This window comes from Phycicoccus sp. HDW14 (assembly GCF_011383005.1).
GTDB lineage: Bacteria > Actinomycetota > Actinomycetes > Actinomycetales > Dermatophilaceae > Phycicoccus.
The window spans coordinates 3,562,515-3,575,433 of record NZ_CP049935.1; the positions used below are offsets into that span (position 1 = coordinate 3,562,515).

Sequence of the window (12,919 nt, forward strand, 5' to 3'; positions counted from 1 at the left end):
GGCCTCCTCGACGAGTGCGGTGAGGTCGACCGGCTCGACCTCCAGCTCGCTGGTCTGCAGCTCGGCCAGCTTGCGCAGGTCGGTGACGACGGCGGCCAGCCGGGTCGCCTGCTCGTCGGCGGTCCGCAGGTGGTCGGCACCCCCGCTGCCGTGCGCGGCGAGGGCGGCGCGGATGGCCGTCACGGGGTTCTTCAGCTCGTGGTCGAGCCGGCTGAGGAAGCGACGGTGGTCGTCGCGGGCATCGGACCGGGTGCGCGCCACGGCGGCCTCGAGCTCCGCGCGCCGCCGCGTGGCGGCGTGGGTCCGCACCCGGGCGAGCACGACCCACGTCGCGCTGGCCACGACGCCGACGAGGAGCACGAGGAAGGCCGGGCGCAGGGCGAACACGAGGCTGACGCGCGGGCCCGCGAGCTGGAGCACCGCCGCGACGAGCGCGGCGAGGGCGGCGGGGACGACGGGCCACCACGACCACGACGGCGACGCGGAGACCGGGTCGCGACCGGTCTCAGCCACGGGTGACCGCCGCCCGGAACCGGTAGCCCAGCGAGGGCACCGTCTCGATGAACACGGGTGCGGCCGCGTCGTCCCCGAGGACCCGGCGGACCTCGGCGATGCGGTGGTCGACCGCCCGCGTCCCCGCCGGGAAGTCGAAGCCCCACAGCACGCTGAGCAGGCGGTCGCGCGTGTGCAGCTCGCCGGGGTGGCTCATCAGGTAGTCGAGGAGCAGCCCCGCTCGCGGCGTCAGGGTGACCTCCCGGCCGTCACGGAACACCCGGCGCGCCACGCGGTCGAGGACGAGGTCGCCGCTGACGAGCCGGCTCGCAGCAGCGAGGGGACGCTCGCCGGGCGTGGCCCGACGCAGCACGGCCCGGATGCGGGCCACGAGCTCCTGGGGTCGAAGGGCTTGTTGAGGTAGTCGTCGGCACCTTCCTCGAGGGCGGCCGAGCGTTCGTGGCTCTCGCCGACCTTGGTGAGGAGGATGACCGGGGTCCAGTCGGCCTGGGCCCGCAGCCGGCGGACCACCTCGCGGCCGTCGACGGTCGGCATCACGACGTCGCAGACGACGACGTCCGGCCGCAGCGTGCGGCACTCCTCGAGGGCCACGTCACCGTCGGCCGCCGTGGTGACGGCGAACCCGGAGCGCTGGAGGAAGGGCGCCAGCCCGTCGGTGATCGCTGCCTCGTCGTCGACGAGGAGGACCTTGGGCGGACCCTCGCTCACGGCGCGGAGACGCCGACGTAGATCGCCCCGACGACGACGGCGGCCAGGACGAGGTAGCCGAGCAGGGTCGCGTAGCCGAGGACCAGGCCGGTGACGGCCAGCCCGGTGCCCGCCTGACCCCGACGCCGGATGTCGCGGAGGCTGAGGTGCCCGAGGACGATGGGGATGACGGCCAGCCCCATCACCCCCGTCACGAGCGCGGCGATGGCCATGCCGTTGGTCGGCGGCTGCACGTGCACGGGGACGGCGCCCGCCGGGACCCACGGGCCCTGCCGTGCGGCGAAGTCGTCGTGGCTCATGAGTCCTCCTCGATGGTGCGGGCCAGGTTCTGCGCCCCGCGGTTCGTGACGGTCGGCACGCCGCCGACCCAGTAGACCTCGTCGGCCGAGCCGTCGAGGGTGACGGACCCGAGGGTGCGGGTGACGACGACGACCTGGGCGCCCGTGACGGTCAGGGTGTCGATGTGGTCGGCGAGCACCGAGGCGCCCGCCGCGTCGACCGACACCTGCCCGCACGACCCGACCAGCTCGACGACCGTGGCAGCGGTGTCGACCGAGACCGGCCCCCGGTCGCAGGGCAGGCGCAGCGTGGCCGCGCCGCGGATCTCCTCGGCCCACCCGGCGTAGGTCTGCGGGGCGTCGGAGCCTGCCGTGGTCCCCGGGACCTCCGTCGGGCCCGGTGCCGGCGGCGCCGTCGACGACGACGAGGTGGGTGACGTCGGGGGCGGCGTCGACGCGGAGGACCGGGCGGGTGTCGCGTCGTCCCGGACCACCGTCACCCCGCACCCGGCCAGCGCGACTGCCGAGCCCAGGAGGGCGAGGGCGACGGTGGCGCCCTGCCGGCGGGCGGTCACCGGGCACCTGCCGTCGGGATGACGATGTCGACGCGGCGGTTCAACGCCCGCCCGGCCGGGTAGTCCGCGCCCTTCAGGGTGTTGGGCGCGACGGGCCTGGTCTCTCCGAAACCCTTGGGCTGCAGCGTGGTCGAGGTCAGGGACGGGGCGAGCGCCGTGACGACGGCAGCGGCGCGCCGCTCGCTGAGCGCCTGGTTGTAGGCGTCGGCGCCCATCGAGTCGGTGTGCCCCTGCACCTGCGCCGTGGCCGGTGCCGTGGCGTTGAGGGCCGTGGCGACCTCGGCGAGCACCGCCGTCGCCTCGGGGCGCAGGGTGCTCTGGTCGAAGTCGAACAGGACGTTGTCCGGCAGGGACACCGTGACCGCGCAGGCCTTGACCGGCTTGATGGAGCCCATCGTCGGGAACGTCCCGAGCCGGGGCACGGCCGCGATCTTCTCGACCTCGACCGGCTGGCCGTTGACCAGCCCGGTGCCGTCGCCGTAGTTGGTGATCTCCAGGCCGGGGGCGCTGTAGCCGCCGGAGCCGTCGCCGTAGTTGTGCAGCGAGACCGTCCCGTCGGTCCACAGCCCGGAGCCGTCACCGTGGTTCGTCGTCACCTCCGAGCCCCGGGTGTACGTGCCCGAGCCGTCGCCGTACAGGTGGATGGACACCGTGCCGTCGTCGTAGCTGCCCGAGCCGTCGCCGTAGCTGGTGATGCTCACCGGTCCCTTCCGGTAGGACCCGGAGCCGTCACCGTGGACCGTGACGTCGGTGCCGTCGAGGCGGTAGCTGCCGGAGCCGTCGCCGTAGCTGACGACGGAGCCGTCGGGGCCGACGTAGCGACCTGACCCGTCGCCGTAGAGCAGGATCCCGGCGTCGTCGTCCTGCACCCGTCCGGCCCGGTCGCAGCGGTTCGGCGCGACCTGCAGGCCCGGCACCGAGGCGAGCGCCGAGGCCATCGTCCCGCCGAACGCCGAGAGGGAGGTGTCGAGCATCGCCAGGTCGGGGAGGGTGAAGAGCGGGACCGGCGGGAACTCGCCGTAGGCGTAGCCCGGCACGTGCGGCCGTGCGTCCGGCCCCGAGGGGCTCGCCGCGGGCGCGCTCCCCGTCGGTGCCGCCGCTCCGGTGGACGCCGACGGGCCCCGGCTGCCGGCGCCGGTGCGGTCCGCGTCGTCCGCGGCGATCGAGGCGCTGCAGGCCCCGAGGAGCGCCGTCAGGGCGAGGGCCGCGCCGGCCGCGCCCCCGCGCGTCGGGCCCGGGTCGTCGTGAGGTTCATGAAGGAGAACCTAACCAGCCGGTGTCGCAGCCGTGTCGCCTGCACGTACCAGTCCTGAGACACCCCGGGGCGACGCCGGCGCCCACGGGGCTGCGGTCCTCCCGGTCCTACGCTGGGGCCATGACCGCCGCCGACCACCCGCTCGCCGCCGCGAAGTACGCCCGGCTGACCACGTTCCGCCGCACCGGTGCTCCCGTGTCCAGCCCGGTCTGGGTCGCCCCCGCCGTCGACGGCACCGACCACCTCGTCGTCATCACCGTCGACGCCACGGGCAAGACCAAGCGGCTCGCGCACACCCGCCGCGTCGAGCTGCAGCCGTGCGACGTGCGCGGCCGGGTCGCCGAGGGTGCCCCGACCTACCGCGGCGAGGGCGTCGTCGTCCGGGAGCCCGACGAGGTCGCGGCGGTCCGGGCCGCCGTCGTCGCCAAGTACGGTCTGCCGGCGCGGCTCTCCGACCTCCTCGACCGGTTCACCGGTCGGACGGCTCTCGGTCGCAAGGCGCGGGCCGGCATCGTCCTCACCGTCGAGCGCGACCCCGTCGCCTGACCCCGGACGCACGAACGCCGCCCGGCGCTGCCGGACGGCGTTCGTGGGTGCGCCTCGCGGCGCGGGGTACGGCTGGTCAGCCGATGACGGTGATGTTCGCCGCCTGCGGGCCCTTCTGGCCCTGCGTGGTCTCGTACTCGACCTTGGCGTTCTCGTCGAGCGAGCGGTACCCGCTGGAGTTGATCGCCGAGTAGTGGGCGAAGACGTCGGCGGAGCCGTCGTCGGGGGCGATGAAGCCGAAGCCCTTCTCGGCGTTGAACCACTTCACGGTGCCAGTAGCCATGGGGAGGCCTTTCTCTGAGCGAGGACCCGCCGCCTCTCGGCGGGCCCGGCGTTGGTGATGCCTGTGTACCTCTGCTCAGAAACTGCTCGACCCCGGCGGGACCGTGATGCAACCACTTCACAACGGAAAGCTCAACAACGGGCACGATGCTACCCGCTGCGACCCGCCTGCGCCGCACCGAGGGCTCAGGTGTCCACCAGGCGTCCCAGCGCGAGCCGCGCGACCGGTGCGTAGGCGATCGCGACCGGCCAGAGGGCGTGCACGACGACCCAGGCCGTGCTGCCCTCGCCGGAGGCCTCCACGCCGTGCTCGAGGCGGAGCCGCAGGGGCCCGGAGCGCACGCTCCACGCCCAGGTGCGCGCCTCGTGGTCGACCGCGTCGACCGTGAACAGGGCGACCACCCCACCGATCCCGCTCACTCGGCCGCTCGTGCCCGGCGTGACGACCTCGCCCGGGTAGTCGACCTCACGGATCTGCGGGGACCAGAGCGACCAGCGGCGCGGCTCGGTGTACCGGGCCCAGGCCTGCTCCACGGGGAGCGGACCGGTGGCGGAGAGGCGGATCGACCCGTCGAAGGATGGCACCGCCCCATCCTCGCCCACCGCCACGCCGCCTAGGGTCGGCAACGTGGACGTGGACGCGGACGTGGTCGTCATCGGGGCCGGGCTGGCCGGCCTGCGGTGCGCCGACCGCCTCGCCGGCGCCGGGCGGCACGTGGTCCTCCTCGAGCGCGAGCCGGTCGTGGGCGGGCGCCAGCGCACCGACGAGGTCGACGGCTTCCTCCTCGACCGGGGCTTCCAGGTGCTCAACCCGGCCTACCCCGCGATCCGCCGCTGGGTCGACGTCGACGACCTCGCCCTGCGGTCCTTCGGTGCCGGGCTGCTCGTCCGGCGCGAGCGCGGCCTCGTCGAGCTCGCCCACCCGCTGCGCGAGCCGCTCGGGCTGGCCGCGACCCTGCGCAGCGGGCTGCTCACGCCCGCCTCGCTCGCGGCCGTCGGGCGGTGGGCGGCACCGGGTCTGGCGGTGCCGCGCCGCGTCGTGCGCGGCCCGGACCGGCCGGTCGGCGTGGGGCTCGACGCCGCCGGCGTGCGCGGGCCGCTGCGGGAAGAGGTCCTCGAGCCGTTCCTCGCCGGCGTGGTGGCCGAGGACTCGGGCGAGACGTCCGAGGCGTTCGTCCGGCTGCTCGTGCGGATGTTCGCCCTCGGGGTGCCCGGGCTGCCCGCTCGCGGCATCCGGGCGCTGCCGGAGTGGCTCGCCGACCGGGCCCGGCGGCGCTCGCCGGGTGTCGACCTGCGGCTCTCGAGCGGCGTGGTCGGGGTGCGGGCCGGGCGGGAGCCGTCGGTCGAGGCACTGGACGGCACGACCGTCACCGCGCGGGCGGTCGTCGTGGCGGTCGGTCCGGAGGCGGTCGCGGGGCTCGTCGACCTGCCCGCCCCGCGCACGCGCGGCCTGCGCACCTGGTGGTTCGCGGCCGACGAGGCGCCGACAGCCTTCGACAAGGTCGTCGTCGACGGGCGCCGCCGGGGGCCGATGGTCAACGCCGCGGTGGTCAGCAACGCCGTGCCCTCGTACGCGCCGCCGGGGTCCCACCTCGTCGAGGTGACGACCCTGCTCGGCGACGGCCGCGACCCGACCGAGGACGAGGTGCGGCGCCAGGCCGCGGAGGTCTTCGGCGTCCCGACCGCCGGGTGGTGCACCATCCGCCGCGACGACGTGCACGACGCCCTGCCCGCGCAGCCGGCGCCGCTGCGGGTCACCTCGCCGGCCCGGGTGGACGAGGGCGTGTACGTCGCGGGTGACCACCGCGACACCGCCTCCATCCAGGGTGCCCTCGTGTCCGGGCACCGCGTGGCCGGCGCCGTCCTCGACGCCCTGGCGAGCGCGTGACCACGCGGCTGCGGGTGGTCTTCCCGCACCAGCTGTTCGAGTCGCTGCTCGACGAGCCGGCCGGCACGCGCTTCGTCCTCGTCGAGGACGACCTCCTGTTCCGGCAGCAGCCGTTCCACGCGCAGAAGCTCGTCCTACACCGTGCCTCGATGCGGTTGTTCGCGGACCGGCTGCGGGACAAGGGGTTCGACGTCGACGTCATCGAGACCGACGCCCGTCGCACGACCCGGACCCGGCTGCGCGACCTGCTCGCCGACCTCGCGCCCGACGAGGTGCGGCTCCACGACGTCGTCGACGACTGGCTGCTGCGCGACGTGCGCCGGGCCTTCGCCGAGGCGGGGGTCGACCTCGCGCCGGAGGATGTCGAGGAGACCCCGAACTTCCTGACCACCCGGCCGGAGCTGACCGAGTGGTTCGGTGGCCACCGCGCCCGGATGGCCTCGTTCTACCAGTGGCAGCGTCGGCGGCTGGACGTGCTCGTCGAGGGCGGGGGGCACGACCGGCCGGTCGGCGGGCGGTGGTCGTTCGACACGGAGAACCGGAAGAAGCTGCCGAAGGGCCATCACGTCCCGGAGCGGCGGCCGGTCGAGCGGCTCCCCGAGGTCGACGAGGCGATCGCCTGGGTGGGCGAGGCCTTCCCCGACGCCCCCGGTCGGGCCGACACCTTCGACTGGCCGGTGACGCACGAGCAGGCGCGAACGGCGTTGCGCGAGTTCGTCGACGAGCGGCTCGGCCAGTTCGGACCCTACGAGGACGCGGTGTCGACGCAGCACCCGTTCGTGTTCCACGCGGCGATCACCCCGGCCCTCAACTGCGGCCTGCTCGACCCGCGCGAGGTGCTCGACACCGTGCTGCGGGCCGCCGACGAGCAGGATGTCGACCTGCCGTCGCTCGAGGGGTTCGTCCGCCAGGTCGTCGGGTGGCGCGAGTACATGCGGGCCACCTACCACCTCTACGGACGGCGGATGCGCAGCTCGAACCACCTGCGGCACACCCGTTCCCTGGCGCCGGGGTGGTGGGACGCGAGCACCGGGCTCGACCCCGTCGACCACGTCGTCGAGGGCGTCCTCGAGCGCGGGTACGCCCACCACATCGAGCGGCTCATGGTCCTCGGCAACGCGATGTGCCTGCTGCGCACCGATCCCGAGGACGTCCACGAGTGGTTCATGGCCCTCTTCGTCGACGCCTACGACTGGGTCATGGTGCCGAACGTGTACGCGATGTCGCAGTTCGCCGCCGGCACCGGCATCACGACCAAGCCGTACGTCTCGGGCAGCAACTACCTGCGGAAGATGTCGGACTTCGGGACCGGCGACTGGCGCGAGGACTGGGACGCCCTCTACTGGACCTTCGTCGAGGACCACCGAGAGGTGTTCGAGGGCAACGCCCGCGCGCACTTCGTCACGCGCACCTGGGACGGCATGGACGACGCCCGCCGCGACGAGCTCCGCCGGCGCGGCCGCGCCGTCGTGCGCCGCCTCTGACACCCCGGACCGACGCCGGGCGACACTGTGGCCCGGCGGGACCCGCCACCACCGAACGAGCAGGAGACGACGTGCCGGACACCGCGGACACCGCAGCGCCCACCGGGGGCCACGCCCAGGTGGGGGTGACGGGGATGGCAGTGATGGGCCGCAACCTCGCGCGCAACCTGGCCCGCAACGGCATCCGGGTCATGGTGCACAACCGGACGACGAGCCGCGCCGAGGAGGTCGTCGACGAGTTCGGGCACGAGGGCGACCTCACCCTGGCGCGCTCGCTCGAGGACCTCGTCGCCGGGCTGGAACGGCCCCGCCGGGTCGTCGTCATGGTCAAGGCCGGCGCGGGGACCGACGCCGTCATCGACGAGCTCGTTCCCCTCCTCGACGAGGGCGACATCGTCGCCGACGCCGGCAACGCGCACTGGCGCGACACCGTCCGGCGCAAGGAAGCACTGGCGGAGAGGGGGATCCGCTTCGCAGGTGTCGGGGTGTCCGGTGGTGAGGTCGGTGCCCTCGAGGGTCCGTCGATCATGCCGGGATGCGACGCCGACACCTACGCCGAGTTGGGCCCCTTCCTCGAGATCATCGCCGCCCAGGTCGACGACGAGGCCTGCTGCACCCTCGTCGGCCCGGACGGCGCCGGGCACTTCGCGAAGATGGTCCACAACGGGATCGAGTACGGCGTGATGCAGCTCGTCGCCGAGGCCTGGGACCTGCTCGACCGGGTCGCCGGCCTCGACCCGGCCGCCGCCGCGGACCTCTTCCGGGAGTGGAACGGCACCGAGCTGGAGTCCTACCTCGTCGAGATCGCCGCCGAGGTCCTCGCGCACACCGACGGCGAGACCGGCCGGCCCTTCGTCGAGGTGGTCCGCGACGCCGCCGAGCAGAAGGGCACCGGCCGCTGGACCGTCCAGGGCGCCCTCGACCTCGGCGTGCCGGTCGGCACCATCGCCGAGGCGACGGCGGCTCGGGCCCTCTCCGGCGGCACCGACCGGCGGGCGGCCGTCCGCGAGGCCCTCGAGGCCGAGGGCGACCCCGGCCCCGTCGACCTCGACGCGGACGGACCCCCGGCACTGCTCGACGCCGACGACCTCCGGCAGGCCCTGTTCGCCGCGACGCTCGTCGCCTATGCGCAGGGCTTCGACCTCGTCCGCGCGGGCTCGCTCGAGCACGACTGGGACATCGAGGCCGCCGACCTCGCCATCATCTGGCGCGGCGGCTGCATCATCCGCGCCCGGCTGCTCGACGACGTGGCCGAGGCGCTCGAGGTCCATCCCGAGGCGCCGACCCTCCTCGCGGCCCCGCCGTTCGCCGGCCTGCTCGCCGACCGGCTCCCCGCGCTGCGCCGGGTCGTCACCGCGGCGGTGGCCGCCGGCGTGCCCGTCCCGGTGCTCGGGTCCGCGCTGGCCCACCTCGACGCGCTGCGCTCCGAGCGGCTTCCGGCCGCACTGGTCCAGGGGCTGCGCGACTACTTCGGGGCCCACGGCTACGAGCGGGTCGACCGCGACGGCACCTTCCACACCCTCTGGGCCGGCGACCGCACCGAGGTCGCCACCGACTGAGCCACGCGACGACGTGTCGCGTCCACCGCCGCGGGGTAGGCCCTCGGTGAACCCACGACGAAGGAGAACCGGATGACCCACCACGAGGACGGCGCGGCCCACGTCAAGGAGCTCGTCGAGGACCAGCGCACCGCGATGCTCACGACCGTGCACCAGGACACCGGGGCCCTGACCTCCCGGCCGATGACGCTCCAGGAGGTCGACGACCACGGCACCTTCTGGTTCCTCGCCCTCGCCGAGAGCGCTGCCGCCCAGGAGATCCGGGCCCACGCCGACGTCAACGTCGCCTTCACGAAGGAGGGCGCCTGGGTCTCGGTCGCCGGCCGCGCCGAGGTGCGCCAGGACCCGGCGAAGGCCCGCGAGCTGTGGAACGAGTTCGCCAAGACCTGGTTCCAGAAGGAGCCCGAGGACCCCTCGGTCGTCGTCATCCGCGTCGACGGGGACACTGCCCAGTACTGGGACAGCCCCGGCCGGGTCGCGACCGTCGTCGAGATGGTGAAGGCGCGGGTCAGCGGCGAGCAGCCGGACCCCGGCGAGAGCCACACCGTCGACCTCTGAGGTCAGGCGCCTCCCGCCGTCGTCCAGCGCGGGACGCCCATCCCGTCCGGCACGAGCTCCCGGTCGGACGGGAAGGCGCTCAGGCGACCCGTCGACCACACGAAGTAGTCGTGCAGAGCGTCTCGTCGGCCATCGTCTCCGAGTGGGTGGCCGGGCCGCCGAGCGCCGTGCCCCAGTAGGCGGCCAGCCGCTCGACGTCATGAGGGTGGCCGGGGTGCCCGAAGGGGTGCGCGGCCACCGGGTCGGCGAGGCCGCGCTGGTGCCAGGCGTGCAACAGGGCGAGCATCCCTTCGGCGCCCCCGGCCTGCTCGTCCAGGGTGCTCGTCCGGCGATGCTCTCCGCGCCGACGCGCTGGGCACGGTCAGTGACCGGCGTGCGGGTCGAGGGATGGCGGGCCCACCGCGTGACCGCCGAGGCTGCCGGCCGTGACGAGGAGGGCCAGGACGCCCAGGGCGAGGGTCCACCGGACGAGCCGGCGGTCCGGTAGGCGGCCCCTGCGCTCGGCCACGACGAACACCGTGCCGGCGGCCATGACGAGGATCCCGCCCTGCGCGAGGAGCAGGAGCATCAGCGCCCACGACGTCGCGACGCACCGGCCGGCCATCCGGACGCCCTCCCCCACGCAGTCGCGGTCGGCGCGCCAGCCGGTGAGGGCGAGCGGTCGGGTCGCGCCACAGCGCCGCAGCCGGACCACGTGCGCGCGCGACCCGGCGACGACGGCGGCCAGGATGCTCGTCACCGTCACGACACCGAGGGCCCCGGAGAGCGGGCGGACCGCATGGATCCCGAGGACCATCGCCGTGCCGACGGCGCACCACGCCGCGAGGTAGCCCCCGAGGTAGAGGACGACCGACCGGTACCTGCGTCGCCACAGGCTGGCGACCGCGACCTCGTGGCTGGGAGCCAGGACCAGCGGTGCCATCATCGCGACCGTCATGAGGACCACGTGCCCGACCACCGCCGGCACGTCTCCCGGATGGGCGCCGCGCAGGAGGAGCGTCGGGTCGGTCGGCACGGCTGCGAGGAGGGCGACCCACGCCGCCGTGGACGCCGCGACCACGAGCCACTCGGGGTGGTGCCAGTGGACGCGGGTCAGCGGGGAGGTGGTGGCGGTCATGCCCGGGGCTCACGCGTAGAAAACGCTGATCCGGCCGACTGTGACGTCGCCGCGACCGACCCGGCCCAGGGCGTCGGCGATCGGCACGAAGGTCACGTCGACCTTCGTGCGGTCCCACTGCCCGGCACTGGCCAGTGACCGGGCCACCCGCGTGATGTCGAAGGTCGCGCCGATGCCGGTCCCGGCGTGCCGACTGTCACGCCGCGAGGTCTCGACGACCCCGAACATGGAGAGCGCGCCGGCCTCACGGTCCGGGAAGTCGGCCGGCCGGCCGCCGGCCGGGATGTTGACGTAGACGACCACACCGCTCGTGTGCACGACCGTCCCGGTGACGTTGTCGAGGCGCAGGTAGACCTTGACGCCCGGCGGTACGCCCTCGGACTCCTCGAGACGCTGACGACTGGGACCCGCGGGTTGCCCGAGCACCACCCGGGTGGTCGTCGCGCCCGGGCCGAGAGGTGTCTCCTCCTCCGAGGCCCCGACGAGCTCGAGCGGACGCTCCTCGAGCGCGAGCGTCGGGTCCGTCCGTTCGTCGAACCACTCCTCCTCCGCCTCGGGAGTCGGGACGGCAGGCATGTCGGCGAACCGGTAGCGGAGCGGATCGGCCGTGGGGTCGAGGAGCTGGCGCGTCGTGATCCTCGTGATCTTCGACCCCGACCCGAACACCCACTCCGGCCTCGACCAGTCCGGCTCCGAAGGGTTGCCCTTGACCCCGGACCGCCTCAGCCAGGCCTGCCACAGGCGGTCGATGTTCGAGTGGTGCAACCAGAAGATCGGGTCCTGCGCAGCGGTGTCGAAGCCTGACATCAGGCCCGGCGGGTCCGGGGCGTGGCCTCCGACGCCCATGTGGACCGAGCCGTGGGGGAAGTTCTCGAGGGCGCCCCCGTCGCGGAGGGTCGTCTGGTGGGTGCGTTCGGTCGCCCTGGCCCCGCCGAATCCCGTCGTGCCGGCCACGGCGGGGGTGAAGACCGTCTCGGCGTCGGCAGCCCTCGTACTGACCTCCCGGGTGGACAGCGGACCGCCGCGGTTGATCGCCGGAGCCCGGCGGGCGACCCACAGCGGGTTCGTCGTGCTGCCCGGCATGGAGGACGCCCGGAAGGCGGGGGCAGGGTGACCACCTCGGGGCGGGTGCCGTCGCTGTAGTTCCAGTAGGGCAGGGCCCAGTCCGACGGGCCGCCGAGCCGGACGATCTCCTCGAGCATGATGCTCTCGAAGTGGTGGAGGTAGGCGCGGTGCCAGCTGAGGAAGTGCCAGCTGAAGTGCTCGCACTGGTCCCACAACGCGCCGGTCGGCCAGCCGCCCGCCGCGCTCGTGCCGTGGGTGTTGGCCAGGTGCATCCACGACCTGGGATCGGCGAGCGGGCGCGCCTGCAGCGCGCGCACCCCGCGGGCGTACCAGAGGATCGTCGGGTGCCAGGTGGCTGTGGCGCTGAGGGTCCACACGTCCTGCCGGACCCGGACGGTCGGCAGGGTGGGCGTGGGCGTGGGCGTGGGCGTGGGCGTCGGGGTGGGTGTCGGCGTGGGCGTCGGGACCGGCGCCGGGGCGAGGGCGAGGAGCTGCGGCCAGGTCTTCTCCCCGATCTTGCCGTCGCGCAACAGGCCCCGGCAGGCCTGGAACATCAGGGTCGCCGTCTCGGTGCCCTGGCCGAAGACGCAGTCGACGACGAGCGGGTCCTGCCCAATGGGCGCCAGGGTCGCGCGCTTGGCCGCGATGTACTGCCGGGTTGCAGGGCTGGTGTCGGTGCAGCTCTCGGAACCGGCGCGCTGCTGGGCCAGGAAGGTGTTGAGCAGGGACTGTGCCCGGCCGACCCACGGGTTGCGCGACCGGGAGGCCGTCGAGCCCCGGTAGATGAGCGGGGGAGTGCCGCTCACCGGGCCACCGCACCCGGTTACGGACTCCTCCTCCGCCAAGGCGACGGCCCCCGGGGCGGCCCACTCACCGACGGCGGTTCCCTCGAACCCGGCGATGGGCGTCTCGAAGGGGGACTCGGGCCACCGTTCACCGGAGCGCGCCCCGACCACCGGGGACTCGGTCCGGGCGTCCTCGGTGAAGACCTCGGTCCCGGTGCTGAACGGACCCTCGTCGAACCACTCGCCCTCGCCGAGGGGGCTCTCGGGCGTGACCCACGGTGTCTCCAGGTCGCTCATCGCACGCCT

Annotated in this window: 16 protein-coding genes and 2 pseudogenes; 6 read left to right on the forward strand and 12 right to left on the reverse strand. The window is 74.3% G+C overall.

Annotated features, from left to right (window positions below; translation table 11 throughout):
• Positions 1-114 precede the first annotated feature (114 nt).
• Positions 115-183: pseudogene (locus tag G7075_RS23135) on the reverse strand (hypothetical protein); the annotation flags it as partial.
• On the opposite strand from G7075_RS23135, the gene G7075_RS17545 reads away from it, so the two are divergent.
• The gene (locus G7075_RS17545) at positions 151-519 is read left to right on the forward strand and encodes a hypothetical protein (RefSeq protein ID WP_166117795.1); all 369 of its coding nucleotides are present in this window, start codon (positions 151-153) and stop codon (positions 517-519) included. The pseudogene G7075_RS23135 and the gene G7075_RS17545 overlap by 33 nt on opposite strands.
• Here the strand turns inward: G7075_RS17545 and G7075_RS23140 are convergent.
• Genes G7075_RS23140 through G7075_RS21695 form a run of 5 tightly spaced genes read right to left on the reverse strand, consistent with a single transcriptional unit; the run spans position 506 to position 3,111 of the window.
• Positions 506-772 (reverse strand): helix-turn-helix domain-containing protein, encoded by a 267-nt coding sequence (locus G7075_RS23140; RefSeq protein ID WP_371814109.1) that lies wholly within the window; start codon positions 770-772, stop codon positions 506-508. The two genes, G7075_RS17545 and G7075_RS23140, sit on opposite strands and share 14 nt — an antisense overlap.
• Positions 742-1,221 (reverse strand): response regulator transcription factor, encoded by a 480-nt coding sequence (locus G7075_RS17550; RefSeq protein ID WP_371814110.1) that lies wholly within the window; start codon positions 1,219-1,221, stop codon positions 742-744. Before G7075_RS17550 ends, G7075_RS23140 begins: the two co-directional genes overlap by 31 nt.
• On the reverse strand, positions 1,218-1,520 hold the full coding sequence (locus G7075_RS17555; RefSeq protein ID WP_166123754.1) for a DUF4190 domain-containing protein: 303 nt from the start codon (positions 1,518-1,520) through the stop codon (positions 1,218-1,220). The genes G7075_RS17550 and G7075_RS17555 overlap by 4 nt, the downstream gene beginning before the upstream one ends.
• The gene (locus G7075_RS17560) at positions 1,517-2,074 is read right to left on the reverse strand and encodes a DUF3060 domain-containing protein (protein WP_166123756.1); all 558 of its coding nucleotides are present in this window, start codon (positions 2,072-2,074) and stop codon (positions 1,517-1,519) included. The genes G7075_RS17555 and G7075_RS17560 overlap by 4 nt, the downstream gene beginning before the upstream one ends.
• Positions 2,071-3,111, reverse strand: a complete 1,041-nt coding sequence (locus tag G7075_RS21695) for an OmpA family protein (RefSeq protein ID WP_166123758.1) — start codon at positions 3,109-3,111, stop codon at positions 2,071-2,073. Before G7075_RS21695 ends, G7075_RS17560 begins: the two co-directional genes overlap by 4 nt.
• Positions 3,112-3,449: 338 nt before the next feature.
• Here G7075_RS21695 and G7075_RS17570 point away from each other — a divergent pair, with 338 nt between their 5' ends.
• Positions 3,450-3,875, forward strand: coding sequence for a PPOX class F420-dependent oxidoreductase (locus G7075_RS17570; RefSeq protein WP_166123760.1), 426 nt, complete (start codon positions 3,450-3,452; stop codon positions 3,873-3,875).
• Positions 3,876-3,951: 76 nt separating this feature from the next.
• Here G7075_RS17570 and G7075_RS17575 read toward each other — a convergent pair whose 3' ends face one another.
• Positions 3,952-4,158, reverse strand: coding sequence for a cold-shock protein (locus G7075_RS17575; protein ID WP_166123762.1), 207 nt, complete (start codon positions 4,156-4,158; stop codon positions 3,952-3,954).
• 185 nt (positions 4,159-4,343) lie between these two features.
• The gene (locus G7075_RS17580) at positions 4,344-4,742 is read right to left on the reverse strand and encodes an SRPBCC family protein (protein ID WP_166123764.1); all 399 of its coding nucleotides are present in this window, start codon (positions 4,740-4,742) and stop codon (positions 4,344-4,346) included.
• Between the two features lie 43 nt (positions 4,743-4,785).
• On the opposite strand from G7075_RS17580, the gene G7075_RS17585 reads away from it, so the two are divergent.
• From G7075_RS17585 to G7075_RS17600, 4 genes are all read left to right on the forward strand, one after another.
• Positions 4,786-6,045 carry an FAD-dependent oxidoreductase gene (locus G7075_RS17585; protein ID WP_371814111.1) on the forward strand — a complete coding sequence of 420 codons (1,260 nt, stop codon included), beginning with the start codon at positions 4,786-4,788 and terminating at the stop codon, positions 6,043-6,045.
• Positions 6,042-7,529, forward strand: a complete 1,488-nt coding sequence (locus tag G7075_RS17590) for a cryptochrome/photolyase family protein (protein ID WP_166123766.1) — start codon at positions 6,042-6,044, stop codon at positions 7,527-7,529. The genes G7075_RS17585 and G7075_RS17590 overlap by 4 nt, the downstream gene beginning before the upstream one ends.
• Before the next feature lie 71 nt (positions 7,530-7,600).
• A complete protein-coding gene (gene gndA, locus G7075_RS17595) occupies positions 7,601-9,088 on the forward strand; it encodes an NADP-dependent phosphogluconate dehydrogenase (protein ID WP_256378041.1) in 1,488 nt (495 codons plus the stop codon).
• Between the two features lie 72 nt (positions 9,089-9,160).
• On the forward strand, positions 9,161-9,646 hold the full coding sequence (locus G7075_RS17600; protein ID WP_166123768.1) for a pyridoxamine 5'-phosphate oxidase family protein: 486 nt from the start codon (positions 9,161-9,163) through the stop codon (positions 9,644-9,646).
• 79 nt (positions 9,647-9,725) lie between these two features.
• Here the strand turns inward: G7075_RS17600 and G7075_RS17605 are convergent, their stop codons facing one another.
• The 4 genes and pseudogenes from G7075_RS17605 to G7075_RS23145 all read right to left on the reverse strand — a co-directional run.
• The gene (locus G7075_RS17605; protein WP_205860556.1) at positions 9,726-9,932 is read right to left on the reverse strand and encodes a hypothetical protein; all 207 of its coding nucleotides are present in this window, start codon (positions 9,930-9,932) and stop codon (positions 9,726-9,728) included.
• Positions 9,933-10,007: 75 nt separating this feature from the next.
• Positions 10,008-10,763 (reverse strand): DUF2182 domain-containing protein, encoded by a 756-nt coding sequence (locus G7075_RS17610; RefSeq protein ID WP_166123770.1) that lies wholly within the window; start codon positions 10,761-10,763, stop codon positions 10,008-10,010.
• 9 nt (positions 10,764-10,772) lie between these two features.
• The gene (locus tag G7075_RS17615) at positions 10,773-11,846 is read right to left on the reverse strand and encodes a tyrosinase family protein (protein ID WP_240917729.1); all 1,074 of its coding nucleotides are present in this window, start codon (positions 11,844-11,846) and stop codon (positions 10,773-10,775) included.
• Positions 11,847-11,899: 53 nt separating this feature from the next.
• A pseudogene (locus tag G7075_RS23145) lies at positions 11,900-12,910 on the reverse strand (tyrosinase family protein); the annotation flags it as partial.
• Between the last annotated feature and the right edge of the window lie 9 nt (positions 12,911-12,919).